Origin of the sequence: Winslowiella arboricola, from assembly GCF_025527015.1 — a bacterium.
GTDB classification, from domain to species: domain Bacteria; phylum Pseudomonadota; class Gammaproteobacteria; order Enterobacterales; family Enterobacteriaceae; genus Erwinia; species Erwinia arboricola.
Map to the genome: position 1 here is coordinate 43,949 of NZ_JAODIM010000042.1, position 24,132 is coordinate 68,080.

Annotated in this window: 16 protein-coding genes, 1 tRNA gene and 4 pseudogenes; 8 read left to right on the top strand and 13 right to left on the bottom strand. The window is 48.2% G+C overall.

All coding sequences use genetic code 11. The annotated features are described in order from the left end of the window. Positions 1-101 precede the first annotated feature (101 nt). Positions 102-1,100, bottom strand: coding sequence for an LLM class flavin-dependent oxidoreductase (locus N5923_RS14600; RefSeq protein ID WP_267142500.1), 999 nt, complete (start codon positions 1,098-1,100; stop codon positions 102-104). A 203-nt stretch (positions 1,101-1,303) separates the two neighbouring features. Between N5923_RS14600 and N5923_RS14605 the strand changes: the two genes are divergently transcribed. Next, the gene (locus N5923_RS14605) at positions 1,304-1,468 is read left to right on the top strand and encodes a hypothetical protein (RefSeq protein WP_267142501.1); all 165 of its coding nucleotides are present in this window, start codon (positions 1,304-1,306) and stop codon (positions 1,466-1,468) included. Positions 1,469-1,495: 27 nt separating this feature from the next. Here the strand turns inward: N5923_RS14605 and N5923_RS14610 are convergent, their stop codons facing one another. Beyond that, positions 1,496-2,230 carry a 4'-phosphopantetheinyl transferase family protein gene (locus tag N5923_RS14610; protein ID WP_267142502.1) on the bottom strand — a complete coding sequence of 245 codons (735 nt, stop codon included), beginning with the start codon at positions 2,228-2,230 and terminating at the stop codon, positions 1,496-1,498. Between the two features lie 121 nt (positions 2,231-2,351). Next, positions 2,352-2,558, bottom strand: coding sequence for a hypothetical protein (locus N5923_RS14615; protein ID WP_017799460.1), 207 nt, complete (start codon positions 2,556-2,558; stop codon positions 2,352-2,354). 609 nt (positions 2,559-3,167) lie between these two features. On the opposite strand from N5923_RS14615, the gene N5923_RS14620 reads away from it, so the two are divergent. From N5923_RS14620 to N5923_RS14630, 3 genes and pseudogenes are all read left to right on the top strand, one after another. Then, the gene (locus N5923_RS14620; RefSeq protein ID WP_267142503.1) at positions 3,168-3,866 is read left to right on the top strand and encodes a hypothetical protein; all 699 of its coding nucleotides are present in this window, start codon (positions 3,168-3,170) and stop codon (positions 3,864-3,866) included. Continuing rightward, complete coding sequence (locus tag N5923_RS14625; RefSeq protein ID WP_267142504.1) at positions 3,866-4,288, top strand: hypothetical protein; 423 nt, start codon at positions 3,866-3,868, stop codon at positions 4,286-4,288. Before N5923_RS14620 ends, N5923_RS14625 begins: the two co-directional genes overlap by 1 nt. 113 nt (positions 4,289-4,401) lie before the next feature. Next, positions 4,402-4,628 (top strand): annotated as a pseudogene (locus tag N5923_RS14630) (transposase); the annotation flags it as partial. A 171-nt stretch (positions 4,629-4,799) separates the two neighbouring features. Here N5923_RS14630 and N5923_RS24810 read toward each other — a convergent pair. From N5923_RS24810 to N5923_RS14660, 7 genes and pseudogenes are all read right to left on the bottom strand, one after another. After that, positions 4,800-5,203: pseudogene (locus N5923_RS24810) on the bottom strand (transposase). Positions 5,204-5,232: 29 nt separating this feature from the next. Continuing rightward, positions 5,233-5,610 (bottom strand): annotated as a pseudogene (locus N5923_RS24715) (restriction endonuclease); the annotation flags it as partial. A 134-nt stretch (positions 5,611-5,744) separates the two neighbouring features. Next, the gene (locus N5923_RS14640; RefSeq protein ID WP_267142506.1) at positions 5,745-11,252 is read right to left on the bottom strand and encodes a DUF3320 domain-containing protein; all 5,508 of its coding nucleotides are present in this window, start codon (positions 11,250-11,252) and stop codon (positions 5,745-5,747) included. 1,345 nt (positions 11,253-12,597) lie between these two features. Further along, positions 12,598-13,804: pseudogene (locus N5923_RS14645) on the bottom strand (integrase domain-containing protein). Positions 13,805-14,018: 214 nt separating this feature from the next. Next, a tRNA-Pro gene (locus tag N5923_RS14650) sits at positions 14,019-14,095 on the bottom strand. 72 nt (positions 14,096-14,167) lie between these two features. Beyond that, positions 14,168-15,919, bottom strand: a complete 1,752-nt coding sequence (gene yejM / locus N5923_RS14655) for an LPS biosynthesis-modulating metalloenzyme YejM (protein ID WP_267142507.1) — start codon at positions 15,917-15,919, stop codon at positions 14,168-14,170. Positions 15,920-15,940: 21 nt separating this feature from the next. Continuing rightward, positions 15,941-16,168 carry a YejL family protein gene (locus N5923_RS14660; protein WP_267142508.1) on the bottom strand — a complete coding sequence of 76 codons (228 nt, stop codon included), beginning with the start codon at positions 16,166-16,168 and terminating at the stop codon, positions 15,941-15,943. A gap of 152 nt (positions 16,169-16,320) precedes the next feature. Here N5923_RS14660 and yejK point away from each other — a divergent pair, with 152 nt between their 5' ends. After that, entirely contained in the window at positions 16,321-17,325 is a 1,005-nt protein-coding gene (gene yejK / locus N5923_RS14665) for a nucleoid-associated protein YejK (RefSeq protein WP_267142509.1), read from the top strand. Between the two features lie 51 nt (positions 17,326-17,376). Here yejK and rplY read toward each other — a convergent pair whose 3' ends face one another. Continuing rightward, entirely contained in the window at positions 17,377-17,661 is a 285-nt protein-coding gene (rplY, locus tag N5923_RS14670; protein ID WP_267142510.1) for a 50S ribosomal protein L25, read from the bottom strand. A gap of 141 nt (positions 17,662-17,802) precedes the next feature. After that, complete coding sequence (locus N5923_RS14675) at positions 17,803-19,557, bottom strand: DEAD/DEAH box helicase (RefSeq protein WP_267142511.1); 1,755 nt, start codon at positions 19,555-19,557, stop codon at positions 17,803-17,805. A 193-nt stretch (positions 19,558-19,750) separates the two neighbouring features. On the opposite strand from N5923_RS14675, the gene rsuA reads away from it, so the two are divergent. The 3 genes from rsuA (at position 19,751) to N5923_RS14690 (ending at position 22,535) form a co-directional block, all read left to right on the top strand. Further along, positions 19,751-20,455 (top strand): 16S rRNA pseudouridine(516) synthase RsuA, encoded by a 705-nt coding sequence (gene rsuA / locus N5923_RS14680; protein ID WP_267142512.1) that lies wholly within the window; start codon positions 19,751-19,753, stop codon positions 20,453-20,455. A gap of 179 nt (positions 20,456-20,634) precedes the next feature. After that, on the top strand, positions 20,635-21,828 hold the full coding sequence (locus N5923_RS14685) for a Bcr/CflA family multidrug efflux MFS transporter (RefSeq protein WP_267142513.1): 1,194 nt from the start codon (positions 20,635-20,637) through the stop codon (positions 21,826-21,828). Positions 21,829-22,190: 362 nt separating this feature from the next. After that, positions 22,191-22,535, top strand: coding sequence for a YejG family protein (locus N5923_RS14690; RefSeq protein WP_267142514.1), 345 nt, complete (start codon positions 22,191-22,193; stop codon positions 22,533-22,535). A 7-nt stretch (positions 22,536-22,542) separates the two neighbouring features. On the opposite strand, the gene yejF is transcribed toward N5923_RS14690, so the two are convergent. Then, on the bottom strand, positions 22,543-24,132 hold the full coding sequence (yejF, locus tag N5923_RS14695; RefSeq protein WP_267142515.1) for a microcin C ABC transporter ATP-binding protein YejF: 1,590 nt from the start codon (positions 24,130-24,132) through the stop codon (positions 22,543-22,545).

Genomic DNA, 24,132 nt, shown 5'->3' on the forward strand with positions numbered 1-24,132 from the left:
AGGGGAGAGCAGCAGGTGAATAGTGTTACGCCGGGCGTATCGCTGATTACGGCAACGCATTGCCGTAATAATTAAATATCCCGGACGGGTTTTATTTATCGTTATGCGGTGACTAATTGGTGTCCGGCGAGTAATTCCAGAGATTTGATACGGCTCTTTCCGTCACTGATGGGGGTGTCGATAATAAATTCATCGATATTAAAGCGGCGCTGTAAAGCATCCAGCTGTTGATGCACTTCAGTGGCGCTGCCTTTTATTACCGAGGAGACGCGTGGTTCAATACGGTAATCTTCTGCGCCAGACTGGCGAATATAGGCGTTTGCCTGCTCCAGGCTACCGACGGTAACACTCTGGCCGTCAGCGGTCTGTACGCGATAATGTTGCAGGTCGCTGGCCAGACGTTCTGCCTCCGCCGCTGAGTCGGTAGCAATGACCTGTACCGCCAGCAAAGCACGCTTACCATCGCTGTGGCGATGGTATGTCTCCAGTGAGCGTGCCAGCTCGTCAATATCGCCATTAATATGGGCAGCAAAGACGAACTGCCAGCCGAGACTGGCTGCCAGGCGGGCGCTGTTTTCGCTGGCTCCCAGCAGAAAACGTTGCGCCGGATGTGAAGGCAGCGGCGTAGCCTGTAGTTTGTCCTGCTCGGGCGCGCTGTTGTCAGGTCGTAGCCAGCGGTCGAGCTGCTCCAGCTGGGCGGCAAAATCGCCTTTTTCCGACTGATGTAAACCCTGCTGTAACGCGCGGGTGGAGAGCGGCAGACCGCCGGGCGCTTTGCCTACGCCGAGATCAACGCGGCCTGGCGCCAGCGAAGCCAGCAGGTTAAAGTTTTCCGCCACTTTATACGGACTGTAGTGTTGCAGCATGACGCCGCCGGAACCGACGCGTAAACGCTGGGTGTGCGCCAGAATCCACGCAATCAGCACTTCGGGCGCCGGGCTGGCCAGTGCTGAGGTATTATGGTGTTCAGCCAGCCAGAAACGGTGAAAACCCCACTCTTCAGCACGCTTTGCCAGCTCCAGGGTACGGGCTAACGCCTGCGACGGTGATTCACCGTCAGCAACCGGGCTTTTATCCAGCAGGCTCAGTCGATAGGCCATAATAGCGATTCCTTAATTACTGTTGGTGTCGGCAATTATTGAAGTCGCTAACAATTCCTGTAAAACAACAAATTTTGCTTTATGTAGCGATTAAACGGGATTAGCACTATTGCATGCTGGCAGATTTGGTTGGCACAAATTGGCATTTGTCGGCGGCGGATACGCGGGTTTTAATGGACCTTCATTTACAGAGGAGTGTGACGATGAAAGGTTTATGGCTGCATTTTACCCGTATGTTCCATGTACCCTCTGGTATGGCAACGCTGGACAGTTGTCGGGTCATTGAAGCAATGATGCCGATGGTGGAGCTGTATGGTGTCGATATTCACGGGCTGCCTTCGCAGCGCGACGATATTGAACCTCGCTAGTTGCAGCGGGGTTCAGGCGACGGCAGGTCAGAGCTCATCGATAATTAACGTGGTGATCTCATCCTGCTGTTGTTGAAAATAGCCACTGAACAGGCGCCCGGCCTGCAGTTCGGCACTGAAATCGCGCGTCAGCCTCAGCTGCGCGCGGCCAGTTTCTCCCTCCAGCCCGACAATTTCCGCACTGTGAAAATCCATAAATTGCCGTAGCACCGGAAACAACGCCTTATACAAACTCTCTTTCAATGAAAAGGTCAGCGTCAGCGCCTGCGCCAGCGGCAAGCCGCACTGCTTTAACCGCTGCAATTCGCTGGCGGAGACAATCATTTCGCTCAGCTCGCGTGCGCTCTCCGCTTGCATCGTCTGTTCCGCATCCACGCCAATCCGGCGTCCCGGTTGTGCTGCTGCAGTGATAATTACCGCACGCTGTGAGGTATGACTGAGCGAGCCACAGAACCCTGGCGGCCAGATCGGCGCGCGCTGCTCATCATTCAGCAGCAGAAAATCATCAACCCCGGCGGCGGCCAGCGCGCTGCGTGCGGCATAGCGGCTGGCAAGGTATTCCGCCCGGCGCTTTTTTACCGACTTGCCGAGATGGGCAGGGGGATCGATCGCCAGCAGGGCGAACAGCGAATCGTCGAAATGGTGTAGCGCAAAACGTATCTCTGTCAGCCGCAGCCACGGGAACTGCGGCACGGTTATCTGACGCAAAGTGTGGATAAATGGCGTCGGCGGATAAGACAGGGAAATGAAATCGTTGAGCATGGCCTGAACAGGGTGAGTAAGCGGTGGGCAAATTACAGCAGCAATAACCGATAAATTCAATCAAGTGGCGGAAGAGAGGTGACTCAGGAGCGAACTCCTGAGTCATAAAGCAGGGGACAGCTTAGTCGTTTGGCGGAATGGCGAAGCCTTTAAGTGACACAATAAAGTGCTGGCTTCCCTTGCTGATTTTGGCGCCTTTTTCACACCAGCGGCTGGCGAGGCGGAAGAAATCGTCGCTGCCAATATCATAGGCCAGTTCGACTTTATTAATCCCTGAATGCAACAATTCTTCTGCGTCTTTGTCGTTTTTTGCTTTCATAACAACCATGGTTGATGGTTCCGTGTTGGCAATTTTGAGACGCCAGAATAAGTAATTTATATGACAATTTTATTTCAGGCCGATGAAATAAGATTAATGCCAGCATAGTTTGCAATACAGCGCACGCTTTGTGCGGCAAACGGCCATTATTACATACTACCTGGCGGCGGACAGCATGATATAGGGGCGTTCAATTGTGATGGCTGGCAGTGAGCGGCAATAAAAAAACCAGCTGTAATGGCTGGTTTTTGTCTGGTCAGCTGAACGCTGGTGTCAGGTGAGCTGCGGGTCTACCACCAGTCGTATTTAAAGTTCATCAGCAGAATAAGGGCGCTTACCGCCATTATATTTACGGAAACAACGATTTTGCTCATGCAATCATCCCGTTATGGTTGGCCTGATACTGATTTTAGAACAAGATTTTTGGCCCGCCACTGTGGTTTTGCTGCGTGACTACATTCAGGCCTAAAAAATCAGTATGCAAATCAGCTTCCCCCTGACAGTCCGGCGGGTGTAATTATTACGGCGTTAAGGGACAGGTACTGGTGGCCCGCTGTCTGGACTGACTCCAAAATCGCCTATAACATTGGTAGCTCGGGTCAATAAGGAGATTGACGAATGAGCACCAGAAAAGACATAACGCACGGAGCGCAATTCGACGTGCTGGACAGGGGACTTGTGTATACAGAAGTCCTGGGTTGGTTGGATATGGGGCATGCTCGTGGTAATGATATCTACTCACTTAAAAGCCAATTCCTCAGCGGGGAGCGTAGCAGCAATCCTTCCTATACTGTGATGTATCGTCAAGATATGCGCTTTACAACATTCAGCTCGCGGCTTGGAGTCGGCAAGTTTTCCCGTTGGGAAGTAAAACGCGGTCGCAGTGCAGAAGAAATTAACAGAATAATGCTGGCAATGATGATGAATACCGCTTCCCGATTTGAAGGACTGCAAAGTCTTCGGACGTTCTCGTGGTACACCGATAGTGGCTTTAGCGGTGAGGACCTGGTTTCTGATCTGTTCGGTTTCTACCGGGCTATTATACCAGGGCGATATGGTTATCGCCTTAAGCCCGTAAGTTATGATGCTGCCGTCCGTCGATGGGATTATTACGGGGCTATTGGCTCACATAAAAATAGCGGGTTTCGCCCGATTATTTTTCCTGACCCGGATAATCCCTGTGTAAGACACCAGCCGTATACCATTAATCTTCCTCATTTTATGACGTGGCTACGTCCGTGGGATGACTTTACATCCGGTGTCGTGAAGGTAATCTCAGATAACGGAACATCGCTTGAGTTTCGAGGCGCAAAGTAATGAAGTTGCTTAAGTGGATTACCTTATCCGTCTTCACACTGCTGCTTATGGGGTGGCTGTTTATTCGTGTCATCGCTTCCGGTGTTGATGAGACGACAGTTTATACTGAAAGTGATTTTTTTAATTACCACAGTCTGACGGATAAAGAGATTGAAAAGGCTCCCCGTATATCTCATGACTATTACTTTGAATCTCACCCTGGGGACGGGTATGCACCATCAAATACCGTTATTTTTAAGCAGGCCTCGGGCATTGCCAGATTGGAAGATTATCTGAAAGGTCTGGGGTACACCAAAGAGCGGCGTAGTTTGGGTGAGAAAGAAATATGGTCAAAACCAGCACAGACAAACAGTGACCTCTTTTACTTGTACTTTAATGCCGCTACTGGTGAGGCGGAGCTTACTAAAGTGATTAATCATTAACCAGGAGCAATCGCTGGTTTTTGTCTGGTCAGGTTGTAAGCATCCTGATAAACCGTACCATTCACTTTTAGAGATCTTCCGGCATACTGATTATGTCCCCGGAGGAGATCGCCATGCGCAAAGCACGATTCACCGAACACCAGATCATCGCCGTTCTCAAGTCTGCCGCGAAGCCGGGATCTCTGAGGCCTCGTATTACAACTGGAAAGCGAAGTTCGGCGGTATGGAAGCCTCCGATATCAAAAAGATGAAATACCTCGAAGATGAAAACCGCCGGCTGAAACAGATGTTTGCGGATCTGAGTCTTGAGTGCCGCGCACTGAAAGACGTTATTGAAAAAAATGTATGGTTCGCTCCCGTTTTGCAAGCACGGGATGATAAAAGCTGTTTGCGTTAATGTATCCGGCCTCTTGCAAGTCAGCTGCTTTTGGCAGCAAGGCCATGATGGAATATGCGCGTCAGGTTCCCAATAAGCTTCTTCGGCTGCTAAAGCCGCTTTTTTGTCCCGGGTTTACAAGACGCCATTGCACAGTTTTGTCATCACATACCCTGCAAACTGGTAAGATTTTAAGCGATTTCTGATATCTCGTTGTTGTAAATAAAAAGTGCTTGGTCGTGTTATGACAGCCCAGATAATTCGGGCAATCTTGTTCGCCAGTGCGACAACAACCTTATTGCGGTGCACCCCGCACTCCTCCATAATTTGTATCCACTGCCCCAGAAAATTTGTTGTTCTGTTTAAATGCAGAACACAGGTTCGTGCACCATGGATAAGCAATTTTCTCAGGTATGCATTACCACGCTTACTCATCCCTAATAAACGTTGTTTGCCTCCTGTTGAGGGACCAGACCAAGCCAGGCTGCTAAATTTCGCCCTGATTTAAATTGCTGACCATTGCCGACAAACGCCGTCATTGCTATCGCTGTCAACTTTCCTACACCGGGAGCACAAAATCAGAATAAGTACCATTATCTTTTGATAAATCTTTTTCAGACTTATTTTCATGCGAAAACTTGGTTGCATAAATAAAGTTTGTAAAATATGGATCCTTAAATGCTGCTTATTTATCTAGAACATCCTGCAAAAGTTGATTTAGCAGAGATAGTTCTTTCTTTTTCCCAAACAAATCTTTCAAAATTCCTTTTGATTGGTATTGCAATTCTGGATAAAAAGATGGATTGAGAGGGATCATTTGTTCTGAATTTACGGGTGCTGCCGTTTTCACACCCCATGTATTCGTTGCAGTTGGGACTCCTCCAGAGCACCAAGGATAGTTGATCTCAAATGACGTTTTATTGCATGAGCAACACTGATATATCATTAGGCTATGTCCGTATTTTTTGTCAAAACTAAGGGGGTGTCTGTGATTTTTATTAATTGATACACGAAAATTATAGTCTATTATCTCCACTCTCGTGTTGCTTGGCGGCTTAACGATGTAAGCCGCCAATTAAATTATTGTTCGATGTGATACATAGGTTCTTTGTAAACAATCTTATTGTCACTTTCCATTTTTTCAATTATGGATGTGATAATATTTTTCAAAGTACCGCTTGTAGCCTTGAACCCCATGGCCCTTGATACAGAATTGACCAACTCGTCTTGGGTAGCACCGAAGCTTTTATTGATAATATCAATAATTCCTGCCTCCATTTCCTTATTAGATATGTTTTCCAGCTTTCTTAATCCTGCTGATTTAATATTCGTTCTGTCTCTCAATTTTATGGAAAGACTATCGTTGTATAAAAAGTCTTCTTCCAGTGAAATCGAAATATTTGAGGTTGTAATTTTTATTGCATCTTTGACAATGGCTTCAATACGAGCTCCTGCACGTTGTAGACCCCATGCTGATCTAATACGGATGATCACCTCATTCACATGTATCGGGGCTTCAACAAGAACAATCTGCTCGACTATCTTGGCGAGTACGCCAACTGGGGTCTCATGAATCTGGAATCTTGTGTCAACCTCAGGAACCGACTCAATGTATGCTGCGGCTTCATTGAAGCTGCCTCTAATTGTCTCTAGACCAATTTCTGTGACAGTCTCCCTTTCCACTGTCACTATCTCGACAGGTACAGCTCTTGAACGAGATAGCGAAGTTTCAGAACGATTTTCTAGCTCCTTCTTAGCAGCCTGAATAGCAGATAGAGTTTTCTGAAGTTGCTCTTCGGGACGCTGGAACCAGTCCGTACTCCAAATCCTGTGAATTATCCATCCATGATCCTCAAGCACTGCCTGACGTAGACGATCTCTTTCTCTAGAAGAACGAGAGGAGTGGTAAGTCATACCATCGCATTCAATCCCAATAAGGTAGCGGCCCGGCATATCAGAATCGGCAATAGCTAAATCAATGAAGAAACCTGCGATACCGACTTGAGGGTGAACTTGATAGCCTTCTTTTTGTAGAGCATTTGCAACCTGTTCTTCGAAAACACTCTCCATTGAACGGCAACTCTGTTCTGCTACTGACAAGCGTCCTGTCCTTGCATATTGCAGGAATAGTTTAAAAGCGAATACACCTCTGCCTTTAGCCCTTTCGTGGTCAATATCTTCGTCAGTAATAGAGGCATAGACTTCGCAGCGCCTTTTGGCTCGACTAATAAGAACGTTCAAACGTCTTTCACCGCCCTCAGCTCCAAGAGGACCAAATCTCATCGCCATGTAGTTTTGTGGATTTCTGGCATATCCTACAGAAATGATAATGACGTCGCGTTCGTCACCCTGAATGTTTTCAAGGTTTTTTACAAAAAACGGTTCGCTTGGATGCGCATAGAAAAAGTCCTCGAACTCAGGGTTCAACCTGCGAAGCACTTCAAGCTCGTCCTGAATACGTCTTCTCTGGGTAACAGAAAAGGTAGCAACACCTAAAGATAAATTAGGGTGGCTTCTTGCGTGTTCAAGGATTGCCGTTGCTACACGTTTTGCTTCGTTTGCATTGCTTCCAGATTCGAATACGCCATCTTCAACTTTATGGAATCGTAGCCCCATACCTGCTTCTTGTGTGTAAGGGCTGGGGACTATATAAAGCTTGTTTTCATAAAATTGGCTATTCGAAACAGCAATCAATGATTGGTGACGGCTTCTGTAATGCCAGCGAAGCATTTTTTGAGGCAATCCTCTGGCAACAAAAAGCCCGAGTATGCTCTCAATGTCTGCCACCTGTGTTGAGTCATCGTCATCTTGATCATCTGCTGAACCTGTCATTTTCGCAAAGAAAGAAGTCGGAGGTAACTGGCGTTCGTCGCCGACAACGACTATCTGCTTGCTTCGTGCAATAGCTCCTAATGCATCCACAGGTTGTATCTGGCTAGCTTCATCCATTACAAGTAAATCAAACGACTGCTTGCCTGGGGCTAAAAATTGAGCAACTGAAAGAGGGCTCATCATCATAACTGGCTTTAAGGCCTGAATAGCTGCACCAGCTTTTATCATGAGCTGTCGAATAGCCATATGACCACGTTTGCGTGCCATCTCCCCCCGCAATACACCCACAGGGCCTACGCCAACTTTAGAAGGAATTGCTCTGTGGTGAGCTCTTACAACTTCGAAACTAGAGGCTTTGATTCTTCGCAGATCCATCTCGGCGAAGCTTGCAACTCTTCTTGAATGCAAATCGCCGTCAAAACGAGCCAGTTCTGGCTCATCTTCGACCATTAAAGACAGAATCGAGTCGAAATAAGTCCTGTCAAAAGTACCCAGTAAACGTTCCGAGGAAAGAACGCCACTACTTAAATCGGAGACTAAGGGATAAATACCGAATTTTTTCGCTAACTCTACACGGTTTTGCCAGGCTACCCATTTTGAAAGCTGTTCAGAGTTATCTATCCAGAGAGTAATCTTGTCATAGACTGATTTGAATGTTATTTCATGAATGTTTTCATTGTTGAAAATTGCTTCATAGGAAGATGAAAGGGAACTAATTGTTGATGTGAGTTTGGCAAACTGCGCTTGAATAGACTCGCTCAAATTTCTGGCTTTATCAACTAAAACCTGTTTGTCATCTATTTTAGACGCTATGATTCTCAGATCATTATTGGCTTCAATCCATGAATAAGCCTCGAATAACAACTCCCAATCACTATTTTCTTTCAACCAAAATGGATACATTGTTAACTGAGCTATGCTATCAAAAGAATGAATAACTTTGAGTTTTTGTTGGGTTCTTGATAATTGATTCAGTAGTTCAATACGATCAGAAACTGATAATTCATTATTTACGAATATTTCGTTATATGCGGAGTCGATAGTGCTCAGCAAATCAGATTTTTGTAAAAGGGATTCCAAAGGGATGTTTTTAACTGAGTAACAGTTATCAAAATATTCTTCTGGGGTGGTTCCCAATGAATCCCAAAGTATACGGATTTCATCTAAAATTTCATGGATAAGTTTTTTAAGTTGACTCACTTGATATGCTAAGGCGTCTTTGTTGGAAAGGCGACTTGCAATGGTTCTCGCTTCAGAGTTGATACCACGCAAGGTACGCATCCATTCAACAAGCGATTTTAGTAACTCACTATCGCTGTTCTCTCCCCGCCAGTCAGAACTAAATGCTGACTGTCCGAAGTCATTCATATCATTGATAGATTGTCTTAGTTTCTGTGCTTTAATCAATAGTTCGAGATACTCAACCTGCTGAGGGATCGTTAAGCTTTTATCATATATTAATGAAAGAGTGAGATTTTTGGACTTTCGCCACTCGCTATTAAGGAATTTAAAAGCACCAGTTTTATTTTCTAAGCTGTTTCTGGCGCTTTCAACATCTATTTTCCAAGCCTTTTCAACGAAGATAACATTGATCTTTTCTTTATAAATGCTAAGTTGTTTTATATCGGCAACCAAATTTGCCGCTTTTTCAATGCCACCCTCCCAGACAGTGGCGATGAATGCTTCTGGACTTACATTGGGCGCTTGAGTAATACTCTCTCCCAACTCAATAAGACTTTCAATCTCATTTAAATTAGAAAATCCTATTTTCGAACCTAACTCTTGCTGTAACCTTGAAGACTCTTTTAAGATTTTAGGTGTAAGTGCCTTCAGTTTATACGCAGCATTGAAAGCAATGATATTAATATCGGCAGGTAATTTTCGATAGTCTTCAGTGAGGCTGACAACCTCGGTGTTGAATTTATCTGTATGTAATTGGCTTTCAAGTTCGCTGTAGAGTTCTTTAAACGAGAATCCGGCTTCAATCAAGGATTTTGTCTCATCTTTAGAAGTAGCCCATAATGATGAGCTTAACGATTCAGGTGATAACTTAGGTGCTGAGTTAATTAATTCAGCAATTCGGATGAATTCCTGTAACTCATTTAATGATTCTATACTATAGACTTTATTTGTTAGTTTCGAAAGATTGGCCGACTCTTCAATAGAATCTGAAAATTCAGATTTCAGGTTTGTCAATGAAGCAGTCAATCTTTCAACTTCACTGGGAAGTATCTCAGTTCTATTGATACCATTCCATGAGTGTGAATCAGGAATGCCGATATCACTTATTCTTTCAATTAACTCATCAATAAGTGCATGTCTTTTATCGAAATCGTCGCTTCTCCATAATTCATACCCGCTGAGGTTATAATCGTTTGGATTATAACCTGATTGTCTGAGACGTATCAGTTGTGCCATAACCTTATATGGCGTTAACCCAAATGGCATGTATTTTTTATGAATTCTTATGGGGTGAGTGTTAAGGATATCCCGGATTTCTGAGAGATTATTGACTAATGTATCTGGAAACTCTCCTCGGGGGGAAGCAAGTTCCCAAACTCGCTTCAGTTCTTCAAGAAATGCTCTTTTGTTGGTTTTGTTGCTATGCAGTTCTATACAAGCATCTCCGACACCCGCCTGATCAAGTCTGCGCTTAACTACTTCAAGGGCCGCCATTTTTTCAGCAACAAACAGTACTTTTTTACCGTCTGCGACAGCCGAAGCTATGATGTTTGCTATTGTCTGAGATTTGCCAGTTCCTGGAGGACCTTGAATAACCAAGCTTTTACCATTACGTACTTCGTGAATGGCAAGAGTCTGTGAGCTATCACTGTCCAAAATATGTAGCATTTCACGGGGAGGAATGACTGAATCAATCACAATGTCGTCAGAAATTAATTCTCCACCAGAGAACCCTGTTTCCAAAAGGCACCTTATTGCTTCCTGATCTGTAATTTTTGAATCTAAGGGCCAGTTATCAGGATCTAAATCTGTATACATCATGAATTTAGCGTAGGAAAAAAGTCCTAAATTCACTTCATTTTCTAATACTTCCCAGCCTACTTTCAATGAAATGGTTTGCTTAATTTCAGCAAAGTAATCCGTTAAGGAAAATTCGTCATCAATATTTAGAGTAGGTAAGATAATTTGATGAATACGATTAAGGAATGTCTCAAGCGAAAGATTGCTAATAATATCCTCATCCCTAACTTTTATTTTAAAGCGTTCTCCTACTTTAGCTCGCATTAATTCAACTGGTAGTAATAAAAGAGGAGCATAGCGTATGTTTGCTTTATTGTTGGGATCTATCCATTTAAGTGATCCTAGAGATAGGAACAGGATGTTTACGCCTTGCTCTTCTTCAAGGGTTTTTGAATCGTAATACAAATCTAATAATTTTTTTTGTAATGTCTTGGGCGTGAGCTTGGTCTGAAGTTTTGTATCAGTATGGTTAGCCTCTGAGTCATCTAAAAAAATAATATCTTCGGAGTCTGAGTCTGTCTCACTGTTTTCATCTGTTTTTTTATCTTCTCGACCATGAAGAAAAGTGAACGGCTTGCCTTCTTCAAAAAGCATTTTAAACAGGATGTCTGAACGTTCATTAACAACTTCTAGGAATTTTGTGGTTTTTGATTTTGGTATGTGAAGTAAACGATTCCTTGCTGTCAGATCGAGTAATTCTGCTCGCGACTTTTCAAGTTTCTGGCTGAGTGACAGATTAGAGTTTTTGTAAAGTGAACCTTCATTTTCATCCATTACGCATAACCTTTGAATTGAGAATTTTACTTTATTATCAGTGCATTACGCCTTGACAGTTAAGCAACTTAAATTTTTCTATACATATTAGAGTGTTTTAGTATGAAAATTAAGAATTTTCTAATTAATGTTAGGTGGGGTTTTATAATTCGTTAAAAATCATACAGTTAAATGTATAGCTGCAGATTGAGATTACCATAAAAAGATATTTACACAAGTGGGGTTGATGATTTGGTTTTGGAGAGGTCCAAAACTAGGCATCCGAATTGCACTTTGCTCATATCAACATATCATAACGTTCAGAGCAGGAATTGAGTGGGGAAAATTGGGCTGAGAAAATTTATGCATAGTGTAGGTACAGATACATTTTTAGGTAATCTATTGAATGCTTTAGATAATCATAAAGAATAGGTTTCCATATGCAACCAAAGTTAGCCTGCACAAATTATTGATTAACTTGATGATTTTATTGTTGAATTCCGAGAAGGAATTTCGACGACTTGGTAGTGATGCTAGAAGCGAGTTACGTATAACTCTAGGTATGTTGGTTCACTACTCAGATTTGCTATGACTTAAACTTGGCTGTATGCGAGTGCAATCCAACAGACAAGCAACGCGGTAATCAGAGCTTATCCCAGCCGAAACGAAATTTACCATTAGTACTATCCATGTTTATCTTGCTAGAGACTATTAATAATTAGACAATGATCAAGTACCCTTCAGTTTGTAAAAAAGATCTCTTGATATAGCTAATAGTTGAGCATATTTTAAATAGGAGGGTTTCCCTCTTAAACGTTCAAAGGATAATTACTATGGCACTTAAGCCTGGTCCAAAGCGAATTGCTGATTCAACAGGACAACCTGATCAGCGCCAACGTGATAACAAAAAAACTCCGGGAAATAACCCAAAGGTAAAACCTAGTAAAAATTCCAAACCATAGTTACGTTCCTAAGAAGTACATAATATAAAAAAAGCCTTTCGGGGCTTTTTTATATTTTATTTTCCAGAAACTCCATAATATTACAATAAAAATAACTATTGAGCGATTACCTAACTCACTGGTTTACATGTAGAAAAATGTTTTACAGAGATGATTAAAGATAAGTTCGCATTGTTGGCGGTTCATTTTTGCTCAATAACGCCTTTTGATCACAGTCTTGGTTTCGAAGCAATGCCCGCAAACTTCCTTTTGTGGTATTTAATACTATTGTCCTCAGGTCTTGGTTAACAGTATCTTTACTGTTTAGTTTAATGCTAAATCTGATTAACATGTGTCGTTTACTGCTGATTTGATTTGGCTTTTAAATGATTACCTTGGATTATTCCTCGATTACACTCTTGGTTTTAATCTAAGCCAGAGGAAAAGCTATAATTACCGCTTGCTGACAGTTCAACATGTTTGCCCCACCAAGACATCATTTCTCTTCGTTGATCAAGATACTGAGAACGGTTATAGGCTCTCCTGACTTCATTAGTATCAATGTGAGTCAGTGCTGCCTCTATCACGTCAGGTGGAAACCCTTTCTCATTCAGGGCGGAACGCATTCCATGTGCTACAAGCAGATCCTTTAAGCCCATTCGCTTAAGGGCCATATTGGCTGTCTGACTGTTCATTGGTTCCAGCAGATTGCGGTAACCAGGAAAAACATGCGGTCTATGTAGGCTGATAGGCTTCATAACTTCCAATACTGCAAGTGCCTGCTCTGACAACGGAACGACATGCTCCCGCTTCATTTTCATGCGTCCAGCAGGTATACGCCACTCCTTTGCCTCAAAGTTGATCTCATCCCAGCGTGTCACAGCAGCTTCTGCTGGCCGTGTCATTGTAAGCAGCTGCTGACAGCGCGTCTGTCTGCCAATACCTGCAAATGCGATAGTTGTCATAAGCAGAGGTAGCTGTTCAGGTAAGAGGGCGGGGCGGTGTTTTACCTTTGGCTTATGGAATGTTTTACCGATTTTTGCTGCTGGGTTTGAAGTGACTAAGCCAGAGTTCAAAGCGTAATCCATAACCTCATTGATACGCTGACTTAACCGTTTTACGGTTTCGAGTCTTCCTGCTGCATGTGTGGGTTCTAAGGCTCTAATGAACTGTTGGCCAGTAATGCCAGAAATGGGTACAGAGCCGATATGTGGGAACACATATTTACTCATTGAACGCCAGATATCGTTAAGAGTGTGAGTCGCTAATCCGGCTGCCTCTTTGGTCTTAAACCACTCCGCTGCAACTTTTTCAAAAGTACTTGCACACACACTCTTCTGACGAAGCTGCTCCGCCTTTTTGTACTCTTGAGGATCGATGTCTTTGCTGAGAAGAGCGCGGGCTGTTTCACAATTCTGGCGGGCTTCGGAAAGCGAAACGGAAGGGTATGAGTCAAGGCTGATCATGGCTCGTTTGCGAGTAAAGGGTTTGTGTAACAAAAACGCCAGAGTTTGAGCCTTAGGATGTTACCTGCAACTCCAGACCGTCCCCATCATAAAGAACCAATGCCCGCTCAGTAGCTTTAGCGTTCTTAACTTCGGTATTGTCTAGGGGCTTGGTCTGTCTTGCCATGAGCAGTCTCCATTCTGTTCCTTGGAAGGCTTAGGCATATCAAAAAGGCAGTTTTAGAAACGTATGCCCATGGGTATGCCTAAATCAGGTGGATTCCACTGTATCAATCAGGATTTCACTAGACAACATAAAACAGCAGGTTTCAACAACGCACTGTTTAAACTGTTTTTTATGGTTTTCTCTGGACATCACCAGACAAAACGTTGGGATAATTTGGTCGGCACGAGAGGATTTGAACCTCCGACCCCGGACACCCCATGACCGTGCGCTACCAGGCTGCGCTACGTGCCGACACAGTACAATAATAGTACCGTTTTCGTTTTTGATTGCAAGCTACTGATGCGTTAACCGCTTTAAAAATAATCAGTTAGCAATGAATCTTTTCTCTTCCGTCAGCACCTGTAACAACAACGCCAGCTGTGGTTTATGGTCCTTCAGCGGCTTGCCATTCTGATCAAATGCCTGATAGCTGCCGTTATTATCAAGGATCAACGTGGTCTGCGGCGTGGTGATCACCAGCTGACGATCTTCTGTGCTGGCCACCCAGTTATGACGGCGCTGCGCAGCAAACAGATCCTCACCTTGTGAATACTCACCAGGCGCGGTACTGACATGTAGCAGGCGTTGCATCAGCGTGGTCATTACATCCTGATGGTCGGTCAGTTTATTAACCTGCTGCGCTGGCGTATTGGGCCAGTGCACCACCAGCGGTACCTGTAACCGCGCACGGTTGCCGTCACTGTCATTGTCATCCAGCGACACACCGCGTTGGGCGGTAATCACCACCACGGTGTTTTTCAGCAGATCTTTCTCTTTTAAGCGATCCAGCACTTGCTGAATCTGTTGATCGACCCGCGCCGCGCCGCGCAGATAACGACGGTTGCTATCCTGACCATTATCCGCCAGATCGCTCAGACCATCGTAAGAGATATAGGAGAACCATGGCGCGCTATTTTCTTTCTGGCCATCCAGCCACTGCTGCCACTGCCTGGTGGTTTGCGTGTTTGGCTGATTCTCGGAAGAGGGCAGGGAGAAATCTGCCAGCAGTGCCTGACGGTAAAGCGGTGAACTGAAGCCATCCGAGGCAAACAGGCCAAACTGATAACCCTGCTGACTCAGTGCATTCATCAGCGCTGACGGGATACGCGAGGACAGTACACCATCCATATAGCTTGGTGAGATACCGTAGAACAGGCCAAACAGTCCGGCATCATCCGAGCTGCCAGCGCTAAAGTGCTGGCTGAAGCGTACGTTTTGCTGCGCAAACTGCTGCAGATTAGGCAGCGCATTCGCCATGGTCGCTTCATTAAGACCATCGACGGTAATCACTAACAGATTATTGCGCGTGCCGCTGTCACGGAAGCTGATATCGCTTAACGGATAGGCCACCGACAGTGCTTCCGGATTCCCCTGCTGCACCAGACGACGCTGATACTCCTGCGCATCCAGCAAACCATGCTTCTCAAGGAAGCGACGTGCGGTCATCGGATAGGAGAGCGGCAGGTTAGCGCGCTGCATGGTAATTGGGCGATAGAAGTTGGCATCAGCCCAGATATACATCAGATGGCTGGTAAAGAAGGCGGAGATAAACAGCGCCGCCAGCGGCTTACCGAAGCTGCGGCGATTCAGACTGCGCAGCTTCTGCCAGCTCCAGGTGGCAAACAGCATCTCCACCAGGAAAATCAGCGGCAGGCTGATAAACATCAGCTGCCAGTCACGCGCCATTTCACTCTGATCGGGATTGACCACCAGTTCCCACACCACCGGATTAAGGTGCAGATGGAAACGGCTGAACACCGCGCTGTCGACCAGCAGCAGTGTCATCCCGGCGGTGGCGACAATGGCGGAGAGGAGCCTCATCAGCCGTTGCGACATCACAATAAACGTCAGCGGGAAGATAATCAGCAGATAACCGGCGAACACCAGAAAGCTGAAGTGACCAATCCAGCTGGTAAAGGCGTAAATACGACCGCCCAGCGATGAAGGCCAGTCGGCAAGCAACAGGAAGCGGCTGCCTAAGATAAAGGCAAAAATGATATTAAACAGAGCGAACCAGTGCCCCCAGCTAATCATCTGGGAGACTTTTTCACGGTAGCGCTGCCGGTTGGTTACCATAATGGGGTCTGGATCATCGCATTAATGGGCTTTATCTTCGCGAACAGAAGCCTGAAGTGCATCAGCGAAGGAACGTGCCAGCACATGGCGTTGTGCGGGCGCCACGCTGGTATTGATTAAATTGGTCACCATATTTCCCAGGATCATCAGGGAAAGATCGGTTGGCGTCTGGTTTTTTTCCAGCACCTGGACCATTTCTGCGAGGATTTTCTCCACGCGTTCGTCACTATAACGGGATGATTGTGGCATAACGTCGAATTATTCAAGTATTAAAGGGCGGTATCTTACCGTATCAGCGCGATTTTTTCCGCATTTTTATCGTAAGCACTATGTTAATGCTGGTTGATCGCGACGGCGCGCAGTGATTGAATACGCGCCTGAGCCATTAAGGAGAGTTTACCATGAGTCTGGATATCGAGCAGATTGCCCTTCACCAGCTGATTAAGCGCGATGAACAGACGCTGGAGCTGGTTTTGCGCGCGTCACTGCTGCCTGCTAACGCCACGGTTGAGGCGATGGTGGAGGAGTTACACCGCGTTTATAGCGCCAAAAGCAAAGCCTACGGCTTGTTTAACGAAGAGAGCGAGCTGGCCGATGCGCTGCGTAACTGTCGCAAAGGCGAGGATGATTTTCTCGCTTTTAGCCGCGCCGCCACCGGACGCCTGCGTGATGAACTGGCCAAATATCCGTTTGCCGAAGGCGGCGTGGTGCTGTTCTGCCACTATCGCTACCTGGCGGTGGAGTATCTGCTGATTGCGGTACTGAGCAGTCAGAACAGTATGCGTGTAAATGAAGAGCTGGATATCAGCTCCACGCACTACCTCGATATTAACCATGCGGATATTGTGGCGCGTATCGATCTGACCGAGTGGGAAACCAATCCGCAATCGACCCGTTATCTGACTTTCCTGCGCGGACGCGTGGGGCGTAAAGTCGCCGACTTCTTTATGGATTTCCTCGGTGCCAGCGTCGGTCTGGATACCAAGGCGCAGAACCGTGGTCTGTTGCAGGCAGTGGATGACTACTGCGCGGAGTCCGAGCTGGATAAAGGCGAGCGCCAGAACTATCGCCAGCAGGTTTACAGCTACTGCAATGAGCAGTTGCAGGCCGGTGAAGAGATTGCGCTGGAAGAGCTCTCCAACGAACTGCCGCCATTAGGTGAGAAGAGTTTCCAGGCGTTTACGCAGGATCAGGGCTATGAGCTGGAAGAGACCTTCCCGGCGGACCGCAGCACCCTGCGTCAGCTGACCAAATTTGCCGGCAGCGGCGGTGGATTAACCCTGAATTTTGACGCTATGCTGTTGGGTGAGCGCATTTTCTGGGATCCGGCGACCGATACGCTGACCATCAAAGGCACGCCGCCTAATCTGCGCGATCAGCTGCAGCGCCGCACTGGCGGTAAATAAGGCAAAAAAAAACGCCGCATATGCGGCGTTTTTTCTTCAACTCGTAAGCGATTAAGCGCGAACGAAGTCGATGTGGTGCAGTTTAGGCTTGAACGGGTGACGCTGAACAGCCTGGATCTTAACTTTAACTTCTTTGCCATCAACAACCAGGTTCAGAACTTCATCGTAGAAGCCTGGTTTGGTCTGCTGGTTCATCACAGAGTCATGATCCAGTTCGATAGCTACAGCTGCTTCCGCGCCACCATAAATGATTGCCGGGAATTTGTTAGCTGTACGCAGGCGGCGGCTCGCACCCTTACCCTGCTCTTTACGTACTTCTGCATTGATAGTGAACATTGTTATTTCTCATTCAATAAATGTTCCTGCTACAGGCGACCCAGTAACAGGTTGGATTGTTCGTACTATAGTCGCTCAGGCTTTCGCAAAAGCGGGCGGCATTATAGCCGCGTTTGCCGGTGCGGGCAAACAATACTGTCGCTAACGCAGCTCGTTGGCGCGACGGAAGCGGCCCTGATAATCAAAAATTTTCTCTCGCACCTGCCAGAAATGGCGCTGCTGACGGGCGACAACAAAATCAGGGTGGCGCAACAGCGGTTGCAGCGCCACCACATCAGCGGCGGTCTGCCAGCCGAGCGGTACGCCCGGCGCGCGCTGATGCGGACGCATAAACAGCTGTTCAAAAGCCTTACGTTGCGCTGCGCTTTTTAAGCGGAAACGCTCGCTCACGCTGGTGCCATCTTCGTCAAAATAACTGGCTTTCAGCCATTCGCCTTTTTCATCGCTGCCGTGCGTCAGCTCCATCCCGCCGCAGCGCAGCACCAGCGCATCTTTCAGCTTTAGCGCGGCCTTTAGCATATCGTCAGGATCAACCAGCACCGCGTCGCACTGATGGCAGCGGCGTGCGGCGATATCGTTCCCGGCATTGCAGTGCGGACAGCTTTTAAAGCGAAAACGGTAGTCGCACTGCTCGCGCTCGCCGTCGTCATCTTCCATCACGCCCTGACAACGACGGCCAAAGTGTTCAATGATGGTGCCATCGGCGGTGGCTTTGCCCCAGAAGGTATTGGCAAAGCCGCAGGCAGGGCAGAACACCTGCACCGGCTGATTGTCGCTTTTGCCTTTTGGCGCGCCCACTTCCGGGGTGTAGAGATCGTGCGGATTGCCGGCATAGTCGAGTATCAGACAGTCGCTTTTCCCTTCACACAGGCGTAAACCGCGGCCAACGATCTGCTGATACAGGCTGACGGACTCGGTAGGGCGCAGAATAGCAATCAAATCGACATGAGGGGCGTCAAAACCGGTAGTCAGCACCGCCACATTAACCATAAAGCGCAGCTGCTGCGCTTTAAACGCGGTAATCGTGGCGTCGCGCTCCGCCGCCGGGGTGTCGGCGCTGATTAAAGCTTTGCCATCCGGCAAAAGACCCAGGATCTCTTTAGCATGTTCGACGGTAGCGGCAAAGATCATCACCCCTTTGCGGTCGGCAGCGAACTCAACAATCTGCTGAATAATATGCGGCGTCACGCGCTGCTGCTGTTTCAGTTCGCGATTAAGATCGGCTTCACTAAACAGGCCATTTGCCTGCGCGCTCAGGCGACTGAAATCGTATTGCACTACCGGCATATCCAGCCGTTCTGGCGGCACCAGGAAGCCATGCTTAATCATATAGCGCAGCGGTAATTCATAAATGCAGTCACGAAACAGCGCCTTTTCATCACCGCGCACCATACCGTGATAGTGGAACTGATAGATCCAGCCTTTACCCAGCCGGTAAGGAGTAGCGGTCAGCCCCAGCAGGCGCAGCTGCGGATTATGCTGACGCAGATGAGTAAGGATTTGACGATACTGGCTGTCGTCATCGTCGCTGATACGGTGGCATTCATCGACAATCAGCAGCGAAAACGCGCTGTCAAATTGCGCCAGATTACGCGCCACTGACTGTACGCTGCCAAACACCACTTTGCTGTGGCTCTCTTTACGTTGCAGTCCGGCGGCAAAGATATCGGCATCCAGCCCGTAAGCCTGATATTTGCTGTGATTCTGCGCCACCAGCTCTTTCACATGGGCCAGCACCAGCACCCGTCCACGCGCCAGCCTTGCCAGTTCGGCAATCACCAGGCTTTTGCCCGCGCCGGTAGGCAGCACAATCACTGCCGGTTGCTGAGAGCCACGGAAGTAAGTGAGCGTGGCATCCACTGCTTCCTGCTGATAAGGACGAAGAGTAAACGACATAACAAGGTACGATTGTGGAAACAGGGTCGCATTATGCCATGAAAGCCGCTGAACGGTGCGATCCCCTCTGTCAGGCGCGCTTAACAGTCGCTATACTGTTCAGCAATACCTTCCCGGGCGCGCAGGCGCTTTTCAAACGTTATCGTAAGATGACGTCGGATTTCATTTCAAGAACACAGGCAAAGCAGATTTAATGCGACTCGATAAATTTTTATCTCAGCAACTGGAAATTAGCCGGGCAATCGCCGCACGCGAAATTCGCGCGAAACGCGTGACCATTGATGGCGAAATTGTGCGTGACACTTCGTTTAAGCTGGAACCCGAGCACCAGGTTGAATATGACGGCAATCCGTTACAACAGCAGTTCGGACCGCGCTATTTTATGCTGAATAAACCTGAAGGCTATGTCTGCTCGACGGACGATCCCGATCATCCTACGGTGCTGTACTTCCTCGAAGAGCCGACCGCTTACAAATTGCATGCTGCAGGGCGACTGGATATTGATACCACCGGTCTGGTGCTGATGACCGATGATGGTCAGTGGTCACATCGCATTACCTCTCCGCGCCATCACTGTGAGAAAACCTATCTGGTGACGCTGGAGCTGCCGCTGGCTGATGATACGGCGCAGCAGTTTGCCGATGGCGTCCAGCTGCATAACGAGAAAAACCTGACCAGACCCGCGACGCTGGAAGTGATCGGCGAGCACCAGGTACGTCTGACCATTAGTGAAGGGCGTTATCATCAGGTAAAACGCATGTTTGCCGCAGTGGGCAACCGGGTGGTGGCGTTGCATCGTGAGCGCATCGGCGAAATTGCGCTGGATGACGATCTGGAGCCGGGTGAATACCGCGCGCTGACTGCTGAAGAGATTGCCAGTGTAGTGATACCAATGTAAGGGCGGCGTTCTCGCCGCCCTTGCTGAAGATTTACATTGTGCCTGCCATTCAGACGGGAGCCGTTAACGGCTCCCCTACAAAATTTCATAGCGTCATTTGTAGGGGCGGTGTTCTCGCCGCCCGTGCTGATAACGGGCACTGCGGTTAATCGCAAATAATAACAAGTAAGGGGCAATGGGTGCGGAAGGATAAGAACTCTTCACTGGGATTAGTGGTTATTCTCGGCCTGTTGGCCATGTTGATGCCGTTATCAATCGATATGTATCTGCCGGCACTGCCGCAAATCGCCAAAGAGTTTGGCGTATCGGCGGGCAGCGTACAGATGACGCTTAACATTTACATTATGGGTTTTGCCCTGGGGCAACTGTTTTATGGTCCGATGGCTGACAGCTTTGGCCGTAAGCCGGTGATTACGTTCGGCACTCTGATCTTCGCCATTGCCGCCGCAGCCTGCGCCATGTCGCAAACCATCGATCAGTTGATCAATATGCGTCTGCTGCATGGTCTGTCGGCGGCCGCAGGCAGCGTGGTGATCAGCGCCCTGATGCGTGACAGCTACTCGAAAGAGGAGTTTTCGCGCATGATGTCATTTGTGATGCTGGTCACCACCATCGCGCCGCTGCTGGCGCCGATTGTCGGCGGCTGGTTGCTGCTGTTCTGGAGCTGGCACGCTATTTTTTGGGTGATTTCTGCCGCTGCGGTGGTGACCACGGTGCTGGTTGTCACGCAAATCAAAGAGACGCTGCCGCCGGAGAAGCGCCAGAAATTTCATCTGCGCACCATGCTGGGTAACTTTCTCTCACTGTTCCGCCATAAGCGCGCCTTCAGCTATATGCTGGCCAGTGGCTTCTCCTTTGCCGGTCTGTTTTCGTTTCTTAACGCCGGACCTTTCGTTTATATCGAAATCAACCATATTTCGCCGCAGCACTTTGGTTATTACTTTGCACTGAATATTGTCTTCCTGTTTGTGATGACACTGATTAACAGCCGCTCGGTGCGCCGTTTTGGCCCGCTGGCGATGTTCCGCTTCGGCCTGCTGATTCAGTTTGCGATGGGCATCTGGTTGCTGGTGGTCAGTGCATTGAATCTCGGCTTTCTGCCGCTGGTATTTGGCGTGGCGATGTTTATCGGCTGCGTGTCGATGGTCTCCTCCAATGCGATGGCGGTGATCCTCGACGAATTTCCGCATATCGCGGGCACCGCGTCGTCACTGGCGGGCACTTTGCGTTTTGGTGTTGGCGCACTGGCAGGCATGCTGTTGTCGAATGCGACCTTTACCAGCGCCTGGCCGATGGTGTGGGCGATTGCGCTGTGCGCCACAGTCTCGCTGCTGCTTTTCCTCTATGCCAGCCGGCCACGGCATACCGCGTAAATATCGTCGGCGATGGCATTGTCTGGGGGCGGCGAGAACGCCGCCCCGACAAAAACATCATAACTCGCCGCCCATCCCGCCTTTATTCCGCTATTCCGTAACAGTAATGTTGCTTTATTGTGAAATTTAGCGCATATAAAAGTAACAATATTGCAGCAATAAGGGTTGTGATCACTTTATGAACGCGGTACATATAACAATAAAATGAGAGCTAACTCTCAAAAACGACCTCGTAAATATGAAATGTTTAAAAACGCGACGGTTTGCATTGATGCTTATTGCAGTTGCTGACCAGGGATTCGGGTCGCTGCTTCACGCAGCCAGACAGCCGTATCTCTTGCTCAACGTTCTGGGGATTTGATTTGAATAGGTTACAGCTTTCAGTTGTCCATCGCCTGCCGCAAAGCTATCGCTGGTCGTCTGGTCTGAGTGGCGGAACCATTGAGCCACTGGAGATCAGCGGATTAACCAATGATAACGACCTGATTGGCCTGAAATTATTAAGCCATAACGGCGAGTCGGCGTGGGATATCATGCAGATATTAAAAACGGCGCTGAACGAAATCCAGGTGGAATGCGCGGTAGTGGAATGGCAAGGCGAACCTTGCCTGTTTGTGCATCGCAATGATGAAAGCGCGACCAACTGCCGCCTGAAAAATCAGGGCGTCGCCATTGCCGAAGCCTTTTCCGCCAGCAATCCTTTCTGAAACCCGCTCAGGCCAGCGCCAGCAACTGGCGGGTATATTCCTGTTGTGGTGCGGCAAAAATCTGCTCGCAGTCGCCCTGTTCCACCACCTCTCCCTGACGCAGCACCACAACCTGATGACATAATGATCGCACCACCTGCAGATCGTGGCTGATAAACACATACGCCAGCCGATGCTGGTGCTGTAAATCTTTCAGCAACGTCAGAATCTGTTTTTGCACCGAGCGATCGAGCGAAGAGGTCGGTTCATCAAGAATAATCAGCTCTGGCTGCAGGATCAGCGCGCGCGCAATGGCAATACGCTGACGCTGACCGCCGGAGAATTCCGCCGGATAGCGATGACGGCTGGCAGGATCGAGTCCTACTTCCTGCATCGCCGCGATCACCTGCTGATCGCGCTGCGCTTCCGACAGCTGCGGGCGATGCACCTGTAATCCTTCGGCAATAATTTGCGTCACGTTCAGCCGTGGATTCAGCGACGAGTTGGGATCCTGGAACACCACCTGGATACGCGGACGCACTGCAAGCATCTGCTTGCGGTTCCAGCCGTGAATCGGCTGGCCATCAAACCAGATATCGCCCCGGGACTGTATCAGGCGCAGCAACGCCAGCCCGGTGGTGCTTTTTCCCGATCCTGACTCACCCACCAGCCCGAGGCTCTCCCCCGGTCGTAACTCAAAACTCAGCGCTTTCAGTGCATGATGGTGATCGACAACCCGGCGTAACAGACCGCGTTTAATGGGAAAAGAGACCTGTAAGTTTTCCACGCGCAGCAGCGGCGCTTTTGCACTATCTGCCGGGGAAGGGCGGCCTTCCGGTTCGGCATCCAGCAATTTTTGCGTGTAGCTGTGCTGCGGGGCGTTAAACAGCTGGTGAGTGCTGCTCTGCTCCACGACCTCGCCGTTTTGCATCACCGTAACGTTATCTGCCAGCTGACGCACAATATTCAGATTATGGGTAATAAACAGCAGCCCCATATTCAGCTCCTGCTTCAGCTCTTGCAGCAGTTTCAGGATCTGCGCCTGCACCGTGACATCCAGCGCGGTGGTCGGCTCATCTGCGATCAGCAGTTCCGGCTGAGTCAGCAATGCCATGGCGATCATCACGCGCTGGCGCTCACCGCCGGATAACTGATGGGGATAATCATTCAGACGACTTTTGGCGTTGCGAATGCCGACGCGATCGAGACAGTTAAGCATTTCACCGCGCGCGGCTTCTTTGCGCATGCCGCGATGCAGTGACAGCACTTCATACAGCTGTTTTTCAATGCTGTGCAGCGGATTCAGCGACACCATCGGTTCCTGAAAAATCATTGCCATCCGGTTGCCGCGCAGTCCGCGCAGAGTGCGTTCATCGGCCTGCAGCACATTGTGACCGCCGAAATGAATCTCACCGCCGGTGTATAGGGCAGGCGGCGTTGGCAGCAGTCGCATAACGGAGAGTGCGGTGACGCTTTTGCCGGATCCTGATTCCCCCACCAGCGCCAGTGTTTCGCCAGCTTCCAGCGACAGTGACAGGCGATTAACCACCTGTTGCTGCACGCTACCCTGGCGAAAGGCAATACTGAGATCCTTAATGGTAAGAAGTGGCGTACTCAT

Bases quoted from the DNA above. Each gene is read 5' to 3' on its own strand.
- yejF (WP_267142515.1), bottom strand. From the start codon at position 24,132: ATGAGTACGCCACTTCTTACCATTAAGGATCTCAGTATTGCCTTTCGC.
- N5923_RS14610 (WP_267142502.1), bottom strand. From the start codon at position 2,230: ATGCTCAACGATTTCATTTCCCTGTCTTATCCGCCGACGCCATTTATC.
- rplY (WP_267142510.1), bottom strand. From the start codon at position 17,661: ATGTTCACTATCAATGCAGAAGTACGTAAAGAGCAGGGTAAGGGTGCG.
- N5923_RS14675 (WP_267142511.1), bottom strand. From the start codon at position 19,557: ATGTCGTTTACTCTTCGTCCTTATCAGCAGGAAGCAGTGGATGCCACG.
- rsuA (WP_267142512.1), top strand. From the start codon at position 19,751: ATGCGACTCGATAAATTTTTATCTCAGCAACTGGAAATTAGCCGGGCA.
- yejM (WP_267142507.1), bottom strand. From the start codon at position 15,919: ATGGTAACCAACCGGCAGCGCTACCGTGAAAAAGTCTCCCAGATGATT.
- N5923_RS14640 (WP_267142506.1), bottom strand. From the start codon at position 11,252: ATGGATGAAAATGAAGGTTCACTTTACAAAAACTCTAATCTGTCACTC.
- N5923_RS14615 (WP_017799460.1), bottom strand. From the start codon at position 2,558: ATGGTTGTTATGAAAGCAAAAAACGACAAAGACGCAGAAGAATTGTTG.
- N5923_RS14625 (WP_267142504.1), top strand. From the start codon at position 3,866: ATGAAGTTGCTTAAGTGGATTACCTTATCCGTCTTCACACTGCTGCTT.
- N5923_RS14620 (WP_267142503.1), top strand. From the start codon at position 3,168: ATGAGCACCAGAAAAGACATAACGCACGGAGCGCAATTCGACGTGCTG.
- N5923_RS14600 (WP_267142500.1), bottom strand. From the start codon at position 1,100: ATGGCCTATCGACTGAGCCTGCTGGATAAAAGCCCGGTTGCTGACGGT.
- N5923_RS14660 (WP_267142508.1), bottom strand. From the start codon at position 16,168: ATGCCACAATCATCCCGTTATAGTGACGAACGCGTGGAGAAAATCCTC.
- yejK (WP_267142509.1), top strand. From the start codon at position 16,321: ATGAGTCTGGATATCGAGCAGATTGCCCTTCACCAGCTGATTAAGCGC.
- N5923_RS14605 (WP_267142501.1), top strand. From the start codon at position 1,304: ATGAAAGGTTTATGGCTGCATTTTACCCGTATGTTCCATGTACCCTCT.